The 23,315-nt window shown below is 45.6% G+C and carries 15 protein-coding genes and 3 rRNA genes; 9 read left to right on the top strand and 9 right to left on the bottom strand.

Translation table 11 applies throughout. From position 1 onward, the window contains the following. Entirely contained in the window at nucleotides 1-1,515 is a 1,515-nt protein-coding gene (locus RSJ42_RS15935; RefSeq protein WP_410508235.1) for an NAD(P)/FAD-dependent oxidoreductase, read from the bottom strand. 1,485 nt (nucleotides 1,516-3,000) lie between these two features. Here RSJ42_RS15935 and dnaG point away from each other — a divergent pair. Together dnaG and RSJ42_RS15925 are read left to right on the top strand one after the other, a co-directional pair. Further along, nucleotides 3,001-4,542 (top strand): DNA primase DnaG, encoded by a 1,542-nt coding sequence (dnaG, locus tag RSJ42_RS15930; RefSeq protein ID WP_410508234.1) that lies wholly within the window; start codon nucleotides 3,001-3,003, stop codon nucleotides 4,540-4,542. A gap of 407 nt (nucleotides 4,543-4,949) precedes the next feature. After that, nucleotides 4,950-5,228, top strand: a complete 279-nt coding sequence (locus tag RSJ42_RS15925; RefSeq protein ID WP_410508233.1) for a UPF0058 family protein — start codon at nucleotides 4,950-4,952, stop codon at nucleotides 5,226-5,228. Here RSJ42_RS15925 and rimI read toward each other — a convergent pair. After that, entirely contained in the window at nucleotides 5,212-5,742 is a 531-nt protein-coding gene (gene rimI, locus RSJ42_RS15920) for a ribosomal protein S18-alanine N-acetyltransferase (RefSeq protein ID WP_410508232.1), read from the bottom strand. The two genes, RSJ42_RS15925 and rimI, sit on opposite strands and share 17 nt — an antisense overlap. A gap of 71 nt (nucleotides 5,743-5,813) precedes the next feature. After that, nucleotides 5,814-7,691 (bottom strand): archaeosine synthase subunit alpha, encoded by a 1,878-nt coding sequence (arcS, locus tag RSJ42_RS15915; protein WP_410508231.1) that lies wholly within the window; start codon nucleotides 7,689-7,691, stop codon nucleotides 5,814-5,816. 271 nt (nucleotides 7,692-7,962) lie between these two features. On the opposite strand from arcS, the gene RSJ42_RS15910 reads away from it, so the two are divergent. Then, complete coding sequence (locus RSJ42_RS15910) at nucleotides 7,963-9,333, top strand: FAD-binding oxidoreductase (RefSeq protein ID WP_410508230.1); 1,371 nt, start codon at nucleotides 7,963-7,965, stop codon at nucleotides 9,331-9,333. 5 nt (nucleotides 9,334-9,338) lie between these two features. After that, a complete protein-coding gene (locus RSJ42_RS15905; protein WP_410508229.1) occupies nucleotides 9,339-10,505 on the top strand; it encodes a (Fe-S)-binding protein in 1,167 nt (388 codons plus the stop codon). 25 nt (nucleotides 10,506-10,530) lie between these two features. Here RSJ42_RS15905 and RSJ42_RS15900 read toward each other — a convergent pair whose 3' ends face one another. Next, entirely contained in the window at nucleotides 10,531-10,818 is a 288-nt protein-coding gene (locus RSJ42_RS15900; protein ID WP_410508228.1) for a hypothetical protein, read from the bottom strand. Here RSJ42_RS15900 and RSJ42_RS15895 point away from each other — a divergent pair. Together RSJ42_RS15895 and RSJ42_RS15890 are read left to right on the top strand one after the other, a co-directional pair. Beyond that, complete coding sequence (locus RSJ42_RS15895; RefSeq protein WP_410508227.1) at nucleotides 10,817-11,020, top strand: hypothetical protein; 204 nt, start codon at nucleotides 10,817-10,819, stop codon at nucleotides 11,018-11,020. The two genes, RSJ42_RS15900 and RSJ42_RS15895, sit on opposite strands and share 2 nt — an antisense overlap. Next, nucleotides 11,005-11,328, top strand: a complete 324-nt coding sequence (locus RSJ42_RS15890; protein ID WP_410508226.1) for a hypothetical protein — start codon at nucleotides 11,005-11,007, stop codon at nucleotides 11,326-11,328. The genes RSJ42_RS15895 and RSJ42_RS15890 overlap by 16 nt, the downstream gene beginning before the upstream one ends. 89 nt (nucleotides 11,329-11,417) lie before the next feature. Here the strand turns inward: RSJ42_RS15890 and RSJ42_RS15885 are convergent, their stop codons facing one another. The 4 genes from RSJ42_RS15885 to RSJ42_RS15870 form a co-directional block, all read right to left on the bottom strand. Further along, nucleotides 11,418-13,298, bottom strand: coding sequence for a YgiQ family radical SAM protein (locus tag RSJ42_RS15885; protein ID WP_410510393.1), 1,881 nt, complete (start codon nucleotides 13,296-13,298; stop codon nucleotides 11,418-11,420). 258 nt (nucleotides 13,299-13,556) lie between these two features. After that, entirely contained in the window at nucleotides 13,557-14,198 is a 642-nt protein-coding gene (locus RSJ42_RS15880; RefSeq protein WP_410508225.1) for an MBL fold metallo-hydrolase, read from the bottom strand. A 126-nt stretch (nucleotides 14,199-14,324) separates the two neighbouring features. Then, on the bottom strand, nucleotides 14,325-15,098 hold the full coding sequence (locus tag RSJ42_RS15875; RefSeq protein WP_410508224.1) for a TatD family hydrolase: 774 nt from the start codon (nucleotides 15,096-15,098) through the stop codon (nucleotides 14,325-14,327). Nucleotides 15,099-15,191: 93 nt separating this feature from the next. Next, on the bottom strand, nucleotides 15,192-16,739 hold the full coding sequence (locus RSJ42_RS15870) for a 2-isopropylmalate synthase (RefSeq protein WP_410508223.1): 1,548 nt from the start codon (nucleotides 16,737-16,739) through the stop codon (nucleotides 15,192-15,194). Between the two features lie 711 nt (nucleotides 16,740-17,450). Here RSJ42_RS15870 and RSJ42_RS15865 point away from each other — a divergent pair. The 3 genes from RSJ42_RS15865 (at nucleotide 17,451) to rrf (ending at nucleotide 22,276) form a co-directional block, all read left to right on the top strand. Then, nucleotides 17,451-18,925: ribosomal RNA gene (locus RSJ42_RS15865) — 16S ribosomal RNA — on the top strand. Between the two features lie 249 nt (nucleotides 18,926-19,174). Continuing rightward, nucleotides 19,175-22,079, top strand: a 23S ribosomal RNA gene (locus tag RSJ42_RS15860). Nucleotides 22,080-22,154: 75 nt separating this feature from the next. After that, nucleotides 22,155-22,276: ribosomal RNA gene (gene rrf / locus RSJ42_RS15855) — 5S ribosomal RNA — on the top strand. Together the 16S, 23S and 5S rRNA genes form the textbook arrangement of a ribosomal RNA operon. Before the next feature lie 517 nt (nucleotides 22,277-22,793). On the opposite strand, the gene bfr is transcribed toward rrf, so the two are convergent. After that, nucleotides 22,794-23,264 carry a bacterioferritin gene (gene bfr, locus RSJ42_RS15850; RefSeq protein WP_410508222.1) on the bottom strand — a complete coding sequence of 157 codons (471 nt, stop codon included), beginning with the start codon at nucleotides 23,262-23,264 and terminating at the stop codon, nucleotides 22,794-22,796. Between the last annotated feature and the right edge of the window lie 51 nt (nucleotides 23,265-23,315).

Here is a 23,315-nt window from a genome sequence, read left to right as displayed (position 1 = left end):
TTAATCCAGTTTCCTATCAGGACTTCTATCAGGACCTTTTTCTTTTGCTTTAATTTCCCTCATATTTCTGACTGCGGCTTTTACGGCTGGAGTGAGAGGATCAACAAGCATGGAAATGGGAGGCGCATAACAGGTTTCAAGATTAAGGAGGTCTTTAATTGTTGTTTTCTTTCTTATGGCAAGGGAAAGGGCATCAATCCTTTCTTTTATGCCTTCTCCTCCTGCAAGCTGCGCACCTGCAAGGCAGTCACCTTTAAAAAAAAGTTTTATGTAGAGGTCTTTTCTCCCCGGATAGTAAGAAGCTCTGGTGCGCCCTCGAGAAAAACCTGTTACAATTTTTATCCCCTGTTTTTCAGCCTGGCCGGATGTAAGCCCGACTCCTCCGAACTGCAGCCCTCCGGCAACGGCTACCCAGGGTTCAGCAAGAGATCCGAAAGTTGAATGTTTGCCTGTAATATTGTTTCCTATCACATCTGCCATACGCCTTGCTGTTGTTCCCAGCTGGCTCAGCTTTGTCTCGCCTGTTACAAGGTCAGTAACTTCAGCACATTCGCCTCCTGCGTACACGTGAGAAAGGAACTTCTCTCCTGCCTTTACCTGAAGCATTTCGTTTACGACTATTCCTTCCGCTTTTCCGATATTTATCCCTGCTTCTCTGGCAAGCCATGTTTCGGGTTTAATGCCTGTTGCCAGGAGCACCAGGTCTGCATAGAGTTGCCTGTCTTTTATAAATACGGTTTTTTGTTTCCAGAAGTTTTCAGGTAAAATTACAGGTTCCTCCGTAATAACTTCCACACCGAGGGTCTCAAGATGTGTCCGGACAATCGCAGACATATCGGAATCAAATTGCCTGGAAAGCAGATCTTTGCTTCGGGTTATAAGTATAGTTTTAATTCCCCTTTTTGTAAGTTCTGAAGCACATTCGATTCCAATCGTACCTCCACCTACGACGCAGACAGTCCGGGCAGTTTCCAGTGCTTTTCCAAAGAGCATGCCGTCGGCAAGGTTTCTTAATGTAAAGATTCCGTAAGGCAGAATGTTAGCCCGGCTTTCGCGAGATATAAAGGGGAGGCTTCCCGTAGCAATTACCAGTTTGTCAAATGGATAGATCCTATCCCCTGTTATAACGACCTGTCCGGTCAGGTCTATCGACTTAACTTTCTCGTTCAGCTTTACATTGATTCTGTTTTCTCTAAAAAAACTAGGAGGCTTCACAATCAGTTTTTCAAAACTTTCTATTTCCCTGCCCAGGACAAAAGGAATTCCGCAGTGGCTGTAAGCTGTGTGAGAGTCCCATGAAAGTACGGTTATATCAAAATCACTCTGCCTCCGAATTTTGGTTGCAGCTGCCATCCCACAGGCTCCTCCCCCTATAATGACCACTTTTATAAGCTCTTTTTCTGCCCGGATATGTGCAGAGACCTTTTCAGAGTTTTTTTCCTGAACATCGCCTTCTGTTTGAGAGTTTTCATATTCAGCATCTTTAACACCAGAATAGCTTCCCATGCTTTTCATAATGGTGCTTTGCGCTTATTATATGTTTTTAAATTCGGAAAGCGTTAGAATCTTCCTGAAGGGGTTTTGAAGCATTTCCTTTGAAAATATACTTCTTTTTTAAAAATAATCATTTCAGGTACCTTCAGGAATAACGAAACATAAATAGCTTTAAGGGGGGGTCTGAACGAGCGAGTTGGGAGTGGGGGGGTTAGTATATAAAACAGTGTATTTGTCTCGCTCGTTCAAATTTTTACAAGTATTTTGTTTTATAAATACTTTTCTAAATTTTTCCAATCAGCTGCTATTTAGAATCTTAAGAAACTTTCCCAAAAGTTGCTTTCCTTAAATTTATCAAAAACAGATTAAAAAATTCAAGTTTGACTAACTTCTTTAATAACCACAAAGTTCTTAAATCCTGCAGGCATTAAACATATGAATTTAAGACTTGTGACGTGCAGGATACCTGTTTTGCCGAATTTGCTTTAAGGTGGACGGGAGCTGTTCTGTCAGGTCATATCAAAATTAACAATTTCATCCATTCATCACTGCTGGATTCGTAAAGAATTTCACATAACTAAATGTGTACGCAAACTTAATAGAAATTTCAGATTATACGTTACCAATTCAGGGCTAATGTTCTATAAGTCCAAAAATAACCTTGTACATTAATATCACCCACAACCTCAAGTCAAAAAGTGCTTTCAATAAACCTGATGCATTCGTTCACTGCTTACCACTTATCGTTTAAGGATACTTGTTTAACATTTAAGAAAAAAAAGGCGTCAGGGACATTAATCTACTCACGCCTCAGTTTTGTCCCATAGAAGGATATCTCTGAAACTCTCCAGACATCAGGCGATTGAATCCAAACACATAATTGACTTATAGGCTCTGAGAATTATCTCAGGTCCATCAAAGCTTATGTTAAGGCGAAGACCTTCGGGCAGGAACAGAAAACTTCCGTACAACATTACGGTGTCTGTTTACTCTATCGGAGTTAAAGAACAGTTCTATCTGTAAGAGCTTTAAATCCAGACTGATTTAATCTGGTTATTATCTTGCAGGCAAGAACTTTCAGCAAGAGACAGTCAGGAAGTATTCTATTTACTATTATTCTCCTGGCATAAGCGCAACAGGCAGTTGCAGACAGTACGGAATTTCCTTTTCCGGCAACATTAAGATTCAATAGATCTTTAATTCTGAAATCTGCCTTCTCAAGGGTGTATTATCCCTGATCTGGTTTTTAATCTGATTTTACTATTACTTTTGTATTCTCTGGCTTATTTGGGCCTCCAGCGCGTTTCCAGGGATATAAAGGATAATTTTGTACTGACATAGAAGTACAATGAGCCTGAAGCCGGAAAAAGCTGTACATCAGATAGGATGTATAAAAACTATTTCCTATCAATTAGTAAAAAATAGAATAGAAAGTCAATCAAGAAAAAGACCTTTCATAATATATACTTCATGATAAATCGTTATAATAATTCTGGGAGAATTCATATGCAAAATACTGATACCACAAAATACATTATTCACTCTAAGATCAATGCTGATGGAGTTATTGAGCGTCCTGATATCGTGGGCGCAATTTTTGGTCAGACTGAAGGACTGCTCGGAGCTGACCTTGATCTACGCGATTTGCAGAAAACCGGAAGGATCGGAAGGATCGAGGTAATGGTCACTGCTAAAGGTGGAAAGACCAAAGGAAATATCTTCGTTCCTTCGAGCCTTGATAAGGTCGAGACATCCATTCTTGCAGCATCTCTGGAAACCATTGACAGGGTAGGCCCCTGCAGTGCCAAGATTGAGGTTTACCAGGTGGAAGATGTAAGGGCTGTAAAACGTAAGAAAATCATTGAGAGGGCAAAACTCATCTTCACAAAAATGTTCGATGAGACTGTGCCTGAATCTCAGGAACTTGCCGATGAAGTAAGGCAGTCCGTCAGGGTAGATGAACTGACTTATTATGGCAAGTCAAGGATACCCTGCGGGCCGAACGTGCTTAATTCGGATGCTATTATCATTGTCGAAGGCAGGGCTGACATCCTGAACCTCCTTCGCTATGGGATAAAAAATACCATATGCGTGGGTGGGACTAATATCCCGCCTGAGGTTGCCGAACTTACTAAAAAGAAAACAGTAACCGCTTTCACGGATGGAGACCGGGGCGGAGAACTCATTATACGCGAACTTCTGCAGGTGGCAGATATCGACTATGTCGCGCGTGCTCCTGATGGCAAGGGTGTGGAAGACCTGGTTCAGAAAGAAATTATCAGGGCACTTCGCCGCAAGGTTCCGGTAGAGCAGATTATAGAGAAATACGGAATCCAGGAGAAAGAAAACGAAGATAGTGCTTGCAAAATGGAACGTGTTTCCAAAAGAAAGATTAGAACACCGGAAATTGTTCCCAGAATTGCTGAAAAGAAACTGCATAAACGTGTGAAGGTTCACAGGGTATCCTCAAAGGCAGATACTCATGAAGAGGAGTTGCCTGAAGAAATAGAAGAAGCGGTTTCTGAGAAAATTCCGGAAAGAATTCCCGAGAGACCTGCTGAAAAAGCTCCTGCTACAGCAGAAAAAGTTGAGGCAAGACCAGCTGTTGCAAAGCCTGTTATGACAAGGGCGGTTCCGGCTGCCCGAGTTCCCCGAGGAAAGCCTGCAGCTGAGAAAGCCCCGGCTGTAAAGGTTCCTGGTGGAGAGGCAGTAAGGGTTTCCCCGGCTCCTGCCAGACCTGTTCCGGCTCCTGTCTCTCCGGAAGCTGCCAGGTTCAGGCCGCATGTTGACGCTCTCAAAGGCACATTGACTGCAAGAATTCTGGACTCCGAAGATAAGATAATAGAGGAAATTGCAGTTAGAGATCTTGCAAGCAGACTAAAGAACTACAGCAACAATGTGAAAAGTGTAGTTTTTGATGGCGTAATCACGCAGCGGCTCGTAGATATCGCTTCAAGCAACGAAATCAAAAATCTCGTAGGAGTAAAAATCGGAAATCTAGCTAAAGTTCCTGCAGATATGGAAGTTCTGACCTCAAGTATGCTTTAAGGAGGCTATTTGCTTCCTTTTCTTTCCTATTTTTTGTTCTTTCTATTTGTTGTTTTTTCCTATTTTTTGTCCTTTCTGTTTTTTGTCCTTCCTACCTTTTCATTCTTTTAAAAAATTGCTTTTATATGTTTTTCTTTGAGAGCAGTTTTTCTTTCAGAATTATCTCATTGTTTTTATTTTATGTGAAACATTTATGTTGATCTGCGGTTAAGTCACCACGATTTGGTATGATTTCACACTATAGTGCTAAAATTCACACTCTTATCCTTAATCTTTCATTATTTTTCATATACAATATATAGAAAAATTTATTAACAAGAACTAGGAAGCAGACGTCCCCAGGTAATTCTTTTATTCGGTTCAAGATAATATTAAATTGATCTTGTAAAATTGTAGGTCTGTTCGCTATGCACAAGGAAGAATTGATACAACTGCACACATATATGGCTCAAATGAAGAGGTACTTTGAGAGGCACGGTGTAACGCACGAATTCGACGACTACAAAGCTTTATCAATAAGCCCTGTCCACATACACAGAAGCAAGGCGGATCACAAGCGCGCAATTTTTATTTTAGGAGGCGAGCTTGCCACTCTCATGTCCAGGGACGATCCTATCTTTGAGGAAGCGTCTTCCCATATGAGAGATTCGATGAATTCCGTCATTAAGCTTATCGGTAATAACTGATAGGGCCCTTTAGAGTAGTAAAGAGTTCGTTGTCCGAGAATGCGGGTTCGATATATTTTTGTTTTGAGACCAAAAGGCGGTATGGATGCAGATGCATTTTCATTACCATACCGTCTTCTCCATCTGAATAATACTTTTTTTCAGTCCAGCATGATGTGAACCCTATTGATCTGTACAATTTTTGTGCAGTAGTATTACTGATTCTTACTTCAAGTCTTGCATATTTAAGCCCGTTTGCAACAAAGATATCGCATATGGCATGAATTAATTCGGTGCCTATTCCCTGTCCTCGGTATTCTTTTTTAACACCGACAGAGAATATATGCCCTTCGTTTTCTGCCGAACGGTAACCTACCACATACCCCACTACTTTTCCGTCCTGCTCTGCAACCAGGAAGCCGTCCCCAGCCATCTCATAGAAATTCATATACACCAGGGAGTTATGCTCCGAAAAAGCCTCTTCCTCAATTTCGACTATTTCCTGGAAATCCTCAGGTGCGAACCGTCTTATCATGATATGATTATATATTTCTACCATTTTATTACTTCTTCGAAGGGGAAATTGCCTCTCACCGAATACCAGGATTACAGTTTTTTAACATGCCTTACGTCTACTGCAACTCCTCTGCCTGACTTTTCCATTTCTCTCCCGCTCATTGCAGCCCTGCCTACGCAGAGCGCTTTTTTTCCAAGCACTATTACCTCATCATTGGGTCTTATTCCGGGATCTGCCTCAAGCACTCCTGGCGCAAGAATAGATCCCCGCGGGACAAAGTCATCAATTTTTACTATATACTTTTCACTTTTTAGTACTAATTCCGCTCCTTCAGGGGAGAGGGCAAGCATCCCATATTGAGGGACTAAAGTTGCAAGCTGCTTTTTCCCGGCAAAAAGCTGGTACTTCGGAAAACGGCCTTTTACCACGGAATTTTCTGCTTCTCCTGAAAAGAGATGTCCTGAACCTTCCCCAAATTGATAGTTTGCAACCGCTTTTACGAAATTTCTTTTCTCTTCTTCGGCGTTCTGGCTCTTCCTGCTGAAATCCCCGGATGTACAGATAGATTCAACGGTATTCTTCAGATTCGAAAGAGATTCGTAAGAAGTGAGGCTTTCTCCGGCAGTATAGACTATTTCGATTCCCAGCTTCTCAGCTACCCTTTCACAGATTTCTCTATATGCTCCATCCACATGGGCAACTATGGCCCTGTAACTGTGCTTTAAGAGATATGCTTCAAGGCAGCCTGAAACCCAGGATTTTTCCTCTTCATCCCAGTGTCCGGTAACTGCAGTGTCGTAATGGGCTGCAGGATAAGTGAGTTCAAGTTCTCTGGGTACGATTCCAAGGGGCGATGTTATGATTACCTCATGGACAAACTTCCGGTATTTACCAAGAGTAAGGATAAACTTCTGGTGAGACTGGGATGTTGAGTAGGGTTTTCTTGCTGCACAGGGAAGGAGCAAAAGGACATCAAGGTCAGGAGGCGTATACCTTTCCTGTATGCGGTGTGCAAACCTGACAATTTCGATCCTTGAAAGAGCTTCAGAAGTATCTGCAAGAAGCTGGTTTTGCCGGAAAGCAGGAATCCTTCCTTCGAGGTAAGAATATTCAAAGTCCCCGAGGCGTAACAGGGCTGTAAGCCAGGGCCTGACTCTGCACTGTCCCTCCACATATTCACGCAGGTTTCCTGCCCTGATCTTTTCCCTGACAAGGGCGAGTTCGGAATCAAGAGCATCCCTGTTGTGGGCTGCAAGAAGCTTTGCCCTTTCAGCTCTCGGGAGAGTCCTGAGATCTGCGGGAGTTGTTGAAGCACATACTCTGCACCTGCACGGCAGTTCTGTCAGAGAATCAAGATAGAAGCTGCCAGCGGCAGTGAGATAAACATCAGAATAGGCTGCGATCTCTGCCTTTGTATCATCCATTATATCGATTCCCAGATAAGCGAGCATTGCTGCATTTTCGGGAAGTGCCAGGTTTGGAGCGTACAGGGCAGTATCAGGAGGGATGCGGCTCTTCAGATCTATTAAATTTTCCAGAAACCTGCGAGCATTATTTTCCAGGGTTCCTGCACCCTCCATGATATAGAGATCGCTCTTCCGAAGATCTCCGCCATTTCTTAAAAGGGAACCTATGGGACCTTCAGCATCGCTGCTTTCATTATCTGGAGGTGTAAATGTTTCTACTTTTCCGAGCGAGTCGGCCGGAACAGCAGGAGGATAAGCCTGATGAGGAAGGATTATAAGAGTTCCTTTTCCTGTTATTTCGCGGATTTCTTTTATGCGTTCTTGAAGTTCTTCCTGGCTAACAGTCCAGAGACTCCCTGCATCAACAACAGGCCCAGGATTTTCTAGGTTTCCGAGTGCTGCCGTATGCAGGGCACAGGGAGTGCGGAGTTCGGGAGAGAGCAGAAGTTTTCCTATACGTGCTGCTCCATCCCTATTTTCTACTTCAAAGTACTGTGTCATGTCTGTCCTCTTATGTCTATCAGGATGTAAAGGTTTGCCCTGCATTTTTTTCTGAAAAAGTTCCTGTTTTTCTTACCTTTCTTTTATTTTTTCTTCACTGATCTGAAAAGCTTTAATCTCTTTCTGGATTTCAAATGTATCCCGGAAGGAGGATGGTATATTCTTATATATTATTAATATTGATTATCTGCTGCAAATTATCTCTCATTTCTGTCCCAACCGTGACAGACTTTCTATTTTTCACATCTGAATTCTACATTTGAGGTCTATAATGGATATAACTGAAGAGCTTAGAAAAATCGTTGGCGAACGGCTCTCGGTCTCGCCTTCTGAACTTTATTGTTATTCTTCTGACGCATCCCAGGTCAAAGGGATGCCTGATTACGTAGTGCGTCCAAAAAGCACAGATGAGGTCAGCCGCATTTTGAGGCTTGCCTATGAAAATGAAATCCCGGTTACTGCAAGGGGTGCGGGTACAGGCCTTGCCGGGGGGGCGGTCCCTGTGAGTGGGGGCATTGTGCTGGACATGTCGGGAATGAACCGCATCCTCGAGATCGATATTGACAATATCCAGGTAGTCGTAGAGCCTGGAATAATCCAGGATTCCCTTAATGACGCCTTAAAACCATACGGATTTTTCTTTCCCCCTAATCCGGGCAGTTCTGCAATGTGTACTATCGGGGGCATGATAGCTTACAATGCAAGCGGAATGCGCTGCGTCAAATACGGAACGACCAGAAATTATGTCCGTGATCTTGAAGTTGTGCTTGCGGATGGGACTGTTATCCACACAGGCTCAAAAATGCTCAAATCAGCTGCAGGCTACGACCTTACTCAGCTTATGATAGGGTCTGAAGGCACGCTCGGAATTGTCACCAAAGCGAGCCTGAAAATCGCTCCTCTCCCGAAGACCAGGAAACTTGTAATTGCTTCCTTTAGAAGCGCAGAAATTGCAGGGCAGGCGGTTGTAAAGACCTTTTCAAACGGGGTTATCCCCTCAGCCTGTGAGATCCTTGACCGTGTTTCCCTGCAGGTGCTTAAACGCTATGATCCTGAACTTGTGCTGCCTTCGGAAGGCGATGTTATTCTTTTCGAGGTTGACGGCACTGAAAATTCAGCTCGTGAGGCCGCGGAACAGATAATAGAGGTCTGCTCTCCTCTTGCTATTTCCATAAAGCTTGCTGAGAGCGAGAAGGAAATGGCAGATATCTGGGCTGCCAGAAAGCTTGTCGGCGCTGCAGTTTCCCGCCTTGACCCCACGAAAACCAGAATTTATGTAGGAGAAGATGTCGGAGTTCCCATAAAGAAAATTCCTGAACTGCTCAGGAGGGCACAGGAGATTTCCGAGAAATTCAACCTTCCTGCCATGAAATATGGGCATATCGGAGACGGAAACCTGCATCTTGCCCTTTTTATTGATGTCCTGAATAACGATGAATGGGACCGTCTTAACCGGGCTGCCGATATGGTTCACAGGACTGCCATCGAACTCGGAGGAACAGTCAGTTCCGAACACGGTGTGGGTGCAGCCAGGGCTGAATATATGGAAGCTCAGTGGGGCCCTGCTATTGAAGTAATGCGTGCGATCAAGAAAGCCCTTGACCCGAAGGGCATCCTGAACCCTGGAAAGCTGGGGCTGTGAAAATTATGAAAAAAGAAGGAAAAAAGGACGAAATGAAAAAAGAAATCAGGAGGGCAGAAGAATTGAATGAAAAAGATGCAGGTGAGAAAAACAGCAAAAAGCTGCCCTTTGAAATTGACCGCCGCTCAGTTTATAAATGTGTACAGTGCGGAACCTGCCGTTCAGTCTGCCCTGTCTTTGATGTGGTAGGCTGGGAATCAGCCAACACGCGCGGAAGAATGCTTATCATTAAAAGCCTGCTCGAAGGCAGAGCCCCTTCAGAAGATGTCCTTCAAAGCCTGTCTTCCTGCACGACCTGCGGGATATGTGCTGCCAAATGCCCTGCCGGAGCCAACCCGCCTGAAGTGGTGGAAGCTGCCCGTGCCCAGCTGGTAAAATGCGGTGTAACAACCGAAGCCCAGGAAAAATTGAAGGCAGCAGTTACAACCAGCGGCAATTCTTTTGGGGAAACAAGGAGCCGCCTTCACTGGCTTTCGGAGGCTGAACGTTCAAAGCTCCCGGCAAAGTCGGAGTATGTCTACTTTGTAGGTTGTTTTGACTCCTACCGTTATCCGGAATTTGCAAAAAAGGCTTTTAAAGTCTTGCAACATTTCGGAGTTACCCTCCTGCCGGACGAGCATTGCTGTGCGTCCCCTCTCCTGCGTACGGGTTTCAGGGAAGAGGCAGAAAAGGTTATGCAGCATAATCTTGAGCAAATTCGAAATGTAGGGGCTCATACTATTATATCAAGCTGTGCCGGTTGCTACACAACCCTGAAAAATAACTATCCCGAAGAACTCAGAGTTATAAGTCTTCCCGAATTCCTTGCCGAGCACCTGGAAGAACTTAACCTGAAGCGCCTTGACCTTACGGTAACTTACCATGACCCCTGCCACCTGGGCAGGCATAATAAGGTCTATGATGCTCCCAGAAAGGTTATTCAGGCTATCTGCACTCTTAAAGAAATGAAAAATATTAAAGAAAACTCGCGCTGCTGCGGCGGTGGAGGCGGGGTCAGGATCGGATACCCTGATATCTCTCTGGAACTTGCCAGAAACAGGCTCGAAGATGTACCCGAAGGAGTAGATTACATAGTCACTTCCTGCCCCCTTTGCGTGAGAAACCTTAGAGATGCAGGCGGAGATATCGAGATTATCGATATTGTAGAGCTTGTGGCAATGGCAATGGAATAAGTTCAGACCTTCTGAGTTTAGTTTTTTATCTCAGATAATTTTTAGTCTCAGATAATTTTTTATTTTGACTGGCTTTATCCGGCTCAAGTCCTTTTTTATCTCTTTGATTTCCTTGTTTTCGTTGTTTTTTCAGATTAAACAACTGCAAACTCTCTTCTTCTATCGACAGTATCTTTTTTATCCTCGAAAAACGACTTTTGTCTACTGAATCTTGCAGTTGAAATTCAGCTTTGAAAATAGAAGGGAAGGAAAGAACTATGAGCTGTAAACCGATAAATTTTCGTAACGTTTCGCCTGATACGTTCAAATGCATGAAGAAAAAGCTTCAGGAGACAGGAATCACTGTCCCTTCAGGGAACAGGGGAGAACTGTCCGGATCCGGGATTGTGGCAGATTTTGAATGGGATGGGCAGTCCAATCTTAAAATTACAATCAAAGAAAAACCGTTTATTGTCAGCTGCGAAATTGCAGCCATGAAAATAAAGCAATTCGTAAGACAATGCCACGGTTCATAAAAGAAATCCGGGAGTCTGTGATAGGTGTGGGTGAAAGAAAAATTGACACTGAAGGCTGCCAGGGTATCAAGTTTAGAAATGTGACTCCAGAGGTTTTTTCCTGCGTAAAGAAAAAACTCCAGGCCTTTGGAATCGAAACTTCACCTGGAAATTCCGGAACTCTCGAAGGCAATGGTATAATTGCCCAATTTATCTGGGACGGGGAGGCAAATCTTGTAATCGAGATCAAGGAAAGGCCTCTGGATACCTATTGCGGGCAGGTAAGCGGAAAACTGAAGGCTTTCATGAGAGAGTGTCAGGGATTTTGAGGGAAACTTTGAGAAAACCCTGGATTTTCATGAAAATCTGGTTCTTTCCTATCCTGTTTATTTAAATCCCTGCCGTTTCACTGAGTCCGTTACTTTCGCTGTTTTTCTTTTCTCCTTATCAAACATTTATGGGCATTTCCTACGAGGTCAAGCCGTCCTGCCTTTTCCAGAGCCTCGTACACAAGTTCATAGTTCGCGGGACTCCTGTAATGCATAAGAGCTCTCTGCATCGCTTTTTCTTTCTTTTCCCTTGCAACATACACTTTTTTGCCTGTAAACGGGTCAAGCCCTGTGTAATACATGCATGTTGACACTGTCATAGGAGTTGGTGTGAAGTCCTGAACCTGTTCGGTATAGCCCCCATGGTCCCGAACATATTCTGCCATCTCGATCATATCTTTAAGAGTACATCCCGGGTGGCCTGACATCAGGTAGTTTACAACATATTGTTCCTTGCCGCATTTTTTGTTAAAGGCAGCAAACCTGTCTGCAAACTTCTCATAGACTTCCTTCCCGGGCTTGGACATTGCATCGGTTACTCGCCCTGAGAAGTGTTCAGGCGCAATCCGAAGCTGCCCGCTGATATGATGGGCGCAGAGTTCTTTCAAGTACTCCTCGTCTTCAAGGGCAAGGTCATAGCGTACGCCGTACCCTGTAAAGACCTGCCTGACCCCCAGAAGCTCACGCAGGCGTTTCATCAATTCAAGCAGCTTCCTGTGACTCGTATCGAGTGCAGGGCAGACGCGCGGGTAGAGGCATGCTTTATCAAGGCATGCTCCTTTCTTTTCCCATGAATTGCAATTCATGCCGTACATATTTGCAGTTGGACCTCCGACCCCGTTGATTATGCCCTTAAAATCAGGCTTTTCCGTAAGCTTTTTTGCCTCCCGCAAGACGGACTCAATGCTCCGGCTTGCAATCATGCGCCCCTGGTGCTGTGTAATGGCACAAAAAGAACAGCCCCCAAAACAGCCTCTATGCGTTGTCAGGGAGAATTTCACCATCTCAAGGGCGGGTACAGGCTCAGTGTAGGAAGGATGGGTTTCACCTGTATATGGAAGCTCATAAACATGGTCAAGTTCCGCTTCTGTAAGGGGGCGCATTGGCCTGTTCTGTATGATTACGGTTTTCGGGTGAGGCTGAACAATGCCTTTTCCAGTAACCGGATTCTGTTCAAGGAAGTATGTGCGGAAAGCTTTTGCGAAGGCCGCTTTATCCTGGGAAACTTCAGAAAACGAAGGAATCTCGATATATTCCTTAAAAAATTCAGCCGGATCCGGAGATGCATTCCTGGCTACATCCTCAGTCACGTTTTCAGATTCATTTTTTTCTCCGGATTTCCCTTTGCTTTTTTCTTTAAGCTCTTTCCAGGCTTTGACTTCCATCTTCCAGACAGTTCCGGGAATATCTTTAATGTTTCTGATGTCCTCTCCTGCTTGAAGGCGCTTTGCAATTTCCACAATCTGGAGTTCACCCATACTGTAAATTACAAGGTCAGCAGGAGCATCAGCCAGAATTGACTGCCTTACTTTGTCCGAAAGATAATCATAATGCGCAAAACGCCGTAAAGAAGCCTCAATTCCTCCGAGGATTATAGGCACATCAGGAAAGGTTTCCTTTATTCTGTTTGAATAGATAATTGCTGCGCGGTTAGGGCGAAGACCTGTTTTGCCCCCAGGAGAATATGCATCTTTATCCCGCGGTTTAAGTCCGGGTGTCAGGTTGCTTACCATGGAATCCGTATTTCCAGCGCTCACGGAAAAGAAAAGCCTGGGTTTCCCAAGTTTTTTGAAATCTTCAGGATTTTCCCAGCGCGGCTGGGCAATTATTCCCACCCTGAAGCCGGCATCTTCAAGAACTCGCCCTATTATTGCTGTCCCGAAGCTGGAGTGGTCCACGTAGGCATCTCCGGTGACAAGGATAACGTCAAGTTCCTTCCAGCCGCGAGCTTTTACTTCTTCAGGGCTCATCGGAAGAAATTTCGATAGAGGAAGAGAAGTAGAAAACCTTTTTTTCTGCTTTTTTTCTTTTTTTCCGTCTCTGGTATCAAACTTTGGCTCAATTTTTTTTCTTGCAGAAGTTACTGTCAGTTCCTTTTTTTCCGGATTTCTTGCAGCTTTTTTTCTGGATTCTAACTCCTCCCCCTTAACTGCCTTTTTCGGAGTGAAGGAACTGGAAGCGGTTACTGCTGTTTTCAGACTAGAGTTTTCTTCAGACATGAGGTGTCTTCATTCTCCCATCATCATTTTCAGCATCGTGTATGATGCCGTAATCTGTTTGTCTCCATCCCTGTCCGTAGGTGCGCCGTGCCCGGAGTACAGGGTCTTTACATCGAGTTTTGTAAGCTTTTCTACGGAACCGAGCATTCTGTCGGGTTCCGAGCCATCAAAATCCATTCTTCCAAATCCTCCGCCCGGAAACACTGTATCTCCTGAAAAGAGGCTCTTTGAGACGGGCTCGTAGAGGCAGATGCTCCCCTTCGAGTGGCCTGGAGTGTGAATTACTTCAAGGTACTCCCCATTACCAATGTCAATTTTATCTCCTTCTTCATATGTAATTGTGGGTTTGACAGCAGGCGCTCTATCCCCAAAAAGTACGGAGACGCTCATGTACTCATCGTTTACACCCTCAAGATCGGCTTTATGTATTCCAACTTCTGCACCGCTTTTTTCTGCAATTGCTGCTGCCGCTGCTGTGTGGTCATAGTGGCAGTGAGTCAGGACAATAAGCTTAAGGTCTGTAAGTTTAATGTATTTCTCAATCTGTTTAATGATCATGTCACTGCTCATTCCTGCATCTATAAGGACTTTCCCGTTTACAAGATAGACGCTGGAATCGTAAGCTGTAGGGCAAATGTACCGGACTTCCATGTTTCTTCCTCTTCTTGTTTCTTCCTTTCTAGTCTTTTCGCTTCCTCTTTCCTTTTCTTTGTCCTTTCTGCTCTTTTTCTCTTTTCTAGAACTACCTTAAAACTTTATATCCTGAAAATTAAAACCTTATATCTTGAAAACTCTGCGTGCGTTTTCTGTTGCAAATTTAGCAATCTCTGCAGGCTCCATTTCCTTGAGTTTCGCTACCGCAGGAATCGAATCGACAATGAAAGCAGGCTCATTTCTACCCCTGCGCGGAGAAAGGAAAGGACTATCGGTTTCCAGGAGCAGGTTTTCAATGGGTACTTCTGATGCAAGAGTCTGGTGATGTTCGGAAAAACAGACAAGAGTTGCCAGAGAAATATAATATCCTGCATCCACAATTTCCCTCATAGTCTCAACAGAACCGCTGTAACAGTGGTAAATTACGGTATCTATATCCCTTACAAGTTCCAGGACTTCAACTTCAGCCAGCCTTGCATGTACTACAAGCGGCTTATCCAGTTCTTTTGCAAGCTCGATTACCTTTTTGAATGATGCGGTTTGCCTCTGACGCTCTTCGTTATTTTTACAATCCTGAAAGTCCAGGCCGGCTTCTCCGATCGCGACTGCTTTTTCTGCATTAGCTTTTATCTGGGAAAGGATGGCATCTATATCTTTATCACTGCCTTCCCTGCCGATATCAGGACTCAGTCCAAGTGCGGCGTGGATATCCTCGTTTTTTTCCGCAAGCTCAAGGCTTATGCGGTTGCCTTTAATGGAGATTCCGGAATTGACCATTCCGACAACGCCTGCTTTCCGGGCACGGGAGATAGCCTCTTCCCGGTCAGGGTTGAATTTGGGAAAATCAAGATGACAGTGAGAATCAATGATTGGATAAGGCATGGGTTTGTATTCCATTTCATTTTATTTTACTTTATCATCTTTGAGGAATACAAACCCGAAAAACGAAGAGGCATCACACCTTATCTGAATCTGGGTTTTTGAGCTTATTTAGACTTTTTCTTTTTTATACAGGAGATTCATAGCATTTATAAGGGCTTCCACGGAAGCCATCACTATATCCGGGTTTGCAGACCGTGCTGTTACAATCCTTCCCTTCTCGTTTTCGAGACCTATGTACACGTCGGCAAGAGCATCTGCTCCACCGGTGATAGCATCGATCCTGAACTCCTGGAGTTTGAAGTGGTTGCTTTCGCCAAGGATATCTCTTACGGCATGGAGGGCTGCATCCACAGGTCCGACTCCTGTTCTTGCTGCAATAATCTCTTTTCCTTCAATATCAGCCTTGACTACAGCCGTAGGTGTGAGGATGTTTCCTGTCATGACGGATACTTCTTTGAGTTTAATCAGCTCTTCTTCAGAGCTTGCTTTCCCGAGCACTGCAGAGGCAACTGCATAGAGATCGGCATCTGTTATTTGTTTGCCTTTGTTTGCGATTTCTTTTATCCTTAGCACAATCTCATCAAGCTGTTTATCAGTAGTTTTTATGCCGGCAGACTCAAGGGACTGTTTAACTGCATGTTTGCCTGTGTGTTTCCCAAGGACGATACGCCGCCTGTGCCCGACCATTTCCGGGGTCATAATACCGGGTTCGAAAGTATCGGATTTTTCAAGCACTCCCTGACTGTGGATTCCTGACTCATGGGAAAAAGCATTTTGCCCTACCACAGGCGTGTTTGGCGGGAGCCTGATTCCGGTATAGTTTTCGACCATTTTTGAGGTCTCAACGAGGTATTCTGTCCGGATATTAGTCTTTGCTCCGTAGATCGATTTCAGGCTCATTACTGTCTGGGAAAGGTCAGCATTTCCTGCCCTTTCTCCTATGCCGTTTATCGTGACCTGTACCTGAGATGCGCCTGCTTCAACGGCCATAAGACTGTTTGCTACTGCAAGCCCGAAGTCATTGTGGCAGTGTACATCTATCGGAATCGTTATTTCGGCTGCAATGTCTTTTATCTGCCTGTACATTGCAGACGGAACCATTACGCCGACAGTATCCGGCACGTTAATGATGTCACAGCCTGCTTCCTGGACCGCCTTGAAGACCTCTATGAGATATGCAGGGTCGGTTCTGGTTGCATCCATTGCGGAAAACATACACTTAAGTCCGTGGTCTTTGATGTACTGGACAGCTTCCACAGCCAGTTGAATTACTTCTTCCTGGCTTTTTTTAATGGTATAGATCCGCTGTACATCAGAGGTCGGGACGAAGGTGTGCACAAGGCCAACATCACTTTCAAAACAGGCATCGATATCTTTTTTCAGCACGCGAGCAAGACCACAAACTGTAGTTTCAAGCCCGGCATTAGAAATCGATTTTACGGATTCTTTATCTCCTTCTGAAGAGATAGGAAATCCAGCTTCTATTATGTCTACCCCAAGTTTGTCAAGTTGACGAGCAATTTCCAGCTTCTGTGTAGAAGTCAGGGATACTCCCGGGGTTTGTTCTCCGTCACGCAGTGTTGTGTCAAAAACAGTTACTTTTTTACTCTGCATGGGCTCGATGTAAAAATCGATCCCTTCTTTCAGTGTGTACATCCATAGTAATCATCTACATGGATGTACACTTCTGGTATATAAACTTCATGCATATTTTTAAATGTCAATCCAGAAATTAATTTTTTCGAATTTTCAATGGAAAATTATTTATAGTAGATATGCTATGTTAGGGTTGCTTCTCGGGCGTCACAAGACATCCCGAAGGTGAAAAACGGAAATTGAAAAACGGTGTTCGAAAAACGGAACAGGTACTTAAAAACAGTGTTCGAAGAACGGAACAAAAAGTGCCTGAGCGGTCTGTTTTTGCAAACGATCGCTAATAAATACGGACGAAGGCAAGGATTCAAAAGGACAACTCCTTTGAAATCTTTCAACCATTCTCTTTCCATCTTTCAAATTTGTTTAACCTTCTTTGAAGGAAAATGCTTATATACAAGAAATTCCTTGTATAATATCCTCTCGCAGCACAAATGTGCTGAGGGGGAAGATACAAAGCTTTATATACAAGAAACGTCTTGTATGTATCCCTCACACAGCTTTAATGTGTGGGTCGAAAATCAATTTCAATCTCATCTTTTAATGGAGACAGAAGTTGTTTTCTGTCTGACGAGGATTTGTCGGTTCGGTTAATTCCGGGTGATAGTTGTTTCTAAACAATTATCGCGAAACGGACTATTAACTGAATTGATAGTTGTTAGTGCAAGTTTCTGCGACCAAGACCTTTATTTTGAAGTGTGCGATACATTAACAATTCTGGTTGATCCTGCCAGAGGTTACTGCTATCGGTGTTCGCCTAAGCCATGCGAGTCATATGTAGCAATACATGGCGTACTGCTCAGTAACACGTGGATAACCTGCCCTTTGGACCGGCATAACCCCGGGAAACTGGGGATAATTCCGGATAACGCATATGTGCTGGAATGCTTTATGCGTCAAATGGATTCGTCCGCCCAAGGATGGGTCTGCGGCCTATCAGGTAGTAGTGGGTGTAATGTACCTACTAGCCAGCGACGGGTACGGGTTGTGAGAGCAAGAGCCCGGAGATGGATTCTGAGACATGAATCCAGGCCCTACGGGGCGCAGCAGGCGCGAAAACTTTACAATGCGGGAAACCGTGATAAGGGGACACCGAGTGTCAGCATCATATGCTGGCTGTCCAGGTGTGTAAAATACACCTGTTAGCAAGGGCCGGGCAAGACCGGTGCCAGCCGCCGCGGTAACACCGGCGGCCCGAGTGGTGATCGTGATTATTGGGTCTAAAGGGTCCGTAGCCGGTTTGGTCAGTCCTCCGGGAAATCTGATAGCTCAACTATTAGGCTATCGGGGGATACTGCCAGACTTGGAACCGGGAGAGGTAAGAGGTACTACAGGGGTAGGAGTGAAATCTTGTAATCCCTGTGGGACCACCTGTGGCGAAGGCGTCTTACCAGAACGGGTTCGACGGTGAGGGACGAAAGCTGGGGGCACGAACCGGATTAGATACCCGGGTAGTCCCAGCCGTAAACGATGCTCGCTAGGTGTCAGGCATGGCGCGACCGTGTCTGGTGCCGCAGGGAAGCCGTGAAGCGAGCCACCTGGGAAGTACGGCCGCAAGGCTGAAACTTAAAGGAATTGGCGGGGGAGCACAACAACGGGTGGAGCCTGCGGTTTAATTGGACTCAACGCCGGACAACTCACCGGGGACGACAGCAATATGTAGGCCAGGCTGAAGACCTTGCCTGAATCGCTGAGAGGAGGTGCATGGCCGTCGCCAGTTCGTACTGTGAAGCATCCTGTTAAGTCAGGCAACGAGCGAGACCCGTGCCCACTGTTACCAGCATGTCCTCCGGGACGATGGGTACTCTGTGGGGACCGCCGATGTTAAATCGGAGGAAGGTGCGGGCCACGGTAGGTCAGTATGCCCCGAATTTCCCGGGCTACACGCGGGCTACAATGGATGGGACAATGGGTCCCTACCCTGAAAAGGGCTGGTAATCTCACAAACCCATTCGTAGTTCGGATCGAGGGCTGTAACTCGCCCTCGTGAAGCTGGAATCCGTAGTAATCGCGTTTCAATATAGCGCGGTGAATACGTCCCTGCTCCTTGCACACACCGCCCGTCAAACCACCCGAGTGAGGTATGGGTGAGGGCACGGACTCTGTGCCGTGTTCGAACCTGTGCTTTGCAAGGGGGGTTAAGTCGTAACAAGGTAGCCGTAGGGGAATCTGCGGCTGGATCACCTCCTAAGCATAACAATATCACCCGGATGCCGATAAACCGAACAAATCCTCAAACCAGAAATTCAAATGATTCATTTGAATCCAGATGAATTTCTCCATTAATCAGTTTGTTATTCCAAATAACAAATTTTACAAATCATCAAGTGCACCCGAAAAGTAATTTTTCGGGGAAGGATGGATAGCCTGCGCGGAAACGCAGGCACATGAAGTCGTGTATAGGTGCTGTATATTGAACGCTAACTGGACCTGGTTAGGTATACAAGGAAATATGCTATCAGGTGGATGGCTCGGCTCAAGAGCTGATGAAGGACGTGCCAAGCTGCGATAAGCCCGGGGTAGGTGCATGGAGCCAATGAACCCGGGATCTCCGAATGGGACCTCTCCATAGTGATCAGTAATGATCGGGAACGCTCCGAATTGAAACATCTCAGTAGGAGCGGGAAAAGAAATCAAACGAGATGCCGTAAGTAACGGCGAGTGAAACCGGCACAGTTCAAACCGAATCCCTTCGGGGAAATGTGGTGTTGTAGGGCTGTTCAAAAGTCTCGCGGCAAAACCAAACTTGCCTGGAACGGCAGACCATAGAGTGTGACAGTCACGTAGGTGTAAACCAACAGATGGGAACATGTCCCTGAGTACCGTGCGTCGGATATCGTGCGGGAATCCGGGGGGCACCAACCTCCAAAACTAAATACTACTTGAGACCGATAGCGAAATAGTAGGGTGACCGAACGCTGAAAAGTACCCCGAGAAGGGAGGTGCAAAGTGCCTGAAACCTGATAGTGATGGAACGATACGGCATGAAAGGATCTCTGATATGAAGGAAGTACCCGCGAGGGTATTGTACGAGTATCACTGCCAGTGTCGTATCTTACGTTTTGAAGAACGGGCCAAGGAGTGTATCTTGATGGCAATGGCTAACCTTTTACCTGGGCAGCCGAAGCGAAAGCAACATGTGCGCAACCCTCGGGTGAGGCACGACGTATACAAGTGCGTGGAGTCATCGGGGTACGACCCGAAGCCAGGTGATCTAGGCGTGGGCAGGTTGAAGCGTGGCGAAAGCTACGTGGAGGACCGCAAGCGGTGTTGATCTGCAAATCATTCGTGTGACCTGCGTCTCGTAGTGAAATGCTAATCTAACCTGGCATCCGCTGGTTCCTTCCGAAACATGTCGCAGCATGACCTGACTGGAGATTGTCGGTGGAGTAGAGCACTGATTGGCGGTTCCGGGGGGGAAACCCCTCGCCCGCTTGTCAAACTCCAAACCCACCGTCATCAAAGAAAGTCGGAGTCCGGACTGCTGGGGTAAGCTTGTAGTCCGTAAGGGAGACAACCCAGCCCGTGGTTAAGGTCCCCAAGTGTCGACTAAGTGTAAACGCTAAAGGGCGTCCCAAGCCCAAGACAGCTGGAAGGTTAGCTTAGAAGCAGCTACCCTTCAAAGAGTGCGTAACAGCTCACCAGTCGAGGTTTGGGGCCCCGAAAATTGACGGGGCTCAAGTCGACCACCGATACCACGGAGTACCGCAAGGTAATCTCGTAGGAAGGCGTTGTGTTCGGACTGAAGCAGGGCTGTGAAGTCCTGTGGACCGTTCACAAACGAAAATCTTGGTAATAGTAGCAGCATAGCAGGGTGAGAATCCCTGCCGCCGAAGGGGCCAGGTTTCCTCGGCAATGTTCGTCAGCCGAGGGTTAGTCGGTCCTAAGACGTACCGTAATTCGAGTACGCCAAAAGGGAAACAGGTTAATATTCCTGTACCATTTAGCACTGAGTCTGACGTCTCAGGGCAGGCCGAGCGGCGTCGTCGCGCCGTCTAAGCAGCGAATCCTGTGGAGAGCCGTAATGGCGAGAAGCGGGCGAATCTGTTATGGCAACAGTCGGCTGCACCCAGGGACCCGTGAAAAGGCAGCTAAATGTCCGTACCGAGAACTGACACAGGTGCCCCTAGCTGAAAAGGCTAAGGCGTGTCGGAGTAATCCAGTTAAGGGAATTCGGCAAATTAGCTCCGTAACTTCGGGATAAGGAGTGCCTGCTGTGAAGACAGCAGGTCGCAGTGACCAGGGGGCTCTAACTGTCTAATACCAACATAGGAAATTGCAAATCCGCAAGGACTAGTACAATTTCTGAATCCTGCTCAGTGCAGGTACCTGAAACCCCGGTTCAACGGGAAGAAGGGCCTGTAAACAGCGGGGGTAACTATGACCCTCTTAAGGTAGCGTAGTACCTTGTCGCTTAATTGGCGACTTGCATGAATGGATCAATGAGAGCCCTACTGTCCCTAACTGGAGTCCGGTGAAGCTTACATTCTAGTGCACAGTCTAGAGACCTCTAGGGGGAAGTGAAGACCCCGTGGAGCTTTACTGCAGCCTGTCGCTGGGTTGTGGTTCTGGATGTACAGAGTAGGTAGGAGGCGTCGAAGCGTGTGCGCCAGCATCCGTGGAGCCAACGTTGGGACACTACCCTTCTGGGACTACGACCCTAACTCTGCGAAGAGGACCCCGATAGGTGGGCAGTTTGCCTGGGGCGGGACGCCCTTGAAAAGATATCAAGGGCGCGCAATGGTTGACTCAAGCGGGTCGGAAACTCGCTGAAGAGTGTAAGAGTATAAGTCAGCCTGACGTTATTCAGCATAGCAGTGGATGACGAGACGAAAGTCGGTTCTAGCGAACTTTTGTGCCTCCTTGGTGGGGGCCAAAAATGACAGAAAAGTTACCCCGGGGATAATTGAGTCGTTGCCGGCAAGAGTACATATCGACCCGGCAGCTTGCTACCTCGATGTCGGTTCTTTCCATCCTGGCCGTGCAGCAGCGGCCAAGGGTGAGGTTGTTCGCCTATTAAAGGAGATCGTGAGCTGGGTTTAGACCGTCGTGAGACAGGTCGGTTACTATCTACTAGAGGTGCACGAGGTCTGCGGGTAAGCTGCTTTTAGTACGAGAGGAACCAAGCAGCGGCGCCACTGGTGTACCGGTTGTCTGACAAGGCATCGCCGGGCAGCTACGCGCTAAGGAATAAGAGCTGAATGCATCTAAGCTCGAACTCTGACCTAAAAAGAGACCTCATTAAGGATTCCGGTAAAAGACCGGTTTGATAGAAACGGGATGTAAGCACCAAGGCAACGAGGTGTTCAGTCCGCGTTAACTAACTATCCGTTCCTTCACCTAATTCAGGTCCAGGCGAAATTCAATATGCAGCACTAACACGACTTTCTTATTCCACAATCCATTTTATATGTTGAGTTTGGCGGCCATAGCGGCAGGGCAACTCCTGTACCCATCCCGAACACAGAAGATAAGCCTGTCCACGTTCCTTACTGTACTGAAGTGTGCGAGCCTTCGGGAACTCTGGATCGCTGCCAAATTCACCTTATAATACCTTAATACTCTAATCTTTTGAATTGATTTTTGGTTAATTTTTTGAATTACTTTTGATTGGTTTTCTCGAATATTTTTCTTTCCTGCCAAATTCACCTTATAATATCTCTAATTCTTAACTAATTTTTAATTGTTTTTTTTAATTGTTTTTAATTGATTTTTGAAACTTTTCCTGATCTGCTTCTATATTTGTTTCTACTAATCTTTAAATTATATTTTGTTTGAATATTATTTGCATAACTTCCTCTAATCTTTCTTCAATTTTACGCCTCGGCGTAAAGAAATTTCTAACTAAAATAGTTCTTAAAAGTCCCTTAAAATAGTCCTAAAAAATGAATATTTTACAAACTTCTCTCAAGGGCTTTACCAGGATAGATATCTCTTGGGGCACTGTAATTTGGCACTGAGATATAGCTGAAACTTCACTCTCTTTTCAGGAGCTCTTTCAACGGTCCCAACGGTCCCCAAAGATATCTAAAAAAAGTAAATTTTCAGGCTGCCATTTTATTCACGGATCTGCTGCGCCAGATAGTTCTGGATACCAACCTGATTGATCTGATCCTGCTGGGCTTCTATCCAGTCGATATGCTCTGTCTCTTCTCTGAGGATAGACTCGAGAAGTACTTTTGTGTCGTTATCTCCTATCTCGGTTGCCAGACGGATACTTTCATTATAGCCTTTTATAGCTCCTTCTTCGGCCCTCCGGTCACTCTCATGCATTTCAGGCACAAAGTCTCCAATGGTCATTTCATTCAGGTTGCTAACTATAGGCTTTCCCTCAAGGAACAGGATGCGCTCAATTAACTTCTCAGCATGCCGCATTTCAACAATAGCCCGCTTCTCGATAGCCTCGCCCAACCTCTCGTAATTCCAGTTCTCACACATCTCAGCGTGGACAAAATACTGGTTGATAGCAGTCAATTCCTCAGCTAAACGATCGTTTAGATGCTTAATCATCTGTTCATTTCCTTTCATAAATAACCCCCGATTCAAATTAAATTATAGTTTTTACAATTTATAATTAAC

The organism is Methanosarcina hadiensis (genome assembly GCF_046529725.1).
Lineage (GTDB): Archaea > Halobacteriota > Methanosarcinia > Methanosarcinales > Methanosarcinaceae > Methanosarcina > Methanosarcina hadiensis.
The sequence above is the reverse complement of the archived record's forward strand: the minus strand, read 5'-3'. Positions and strand labels throughout refer to the sequence as shown.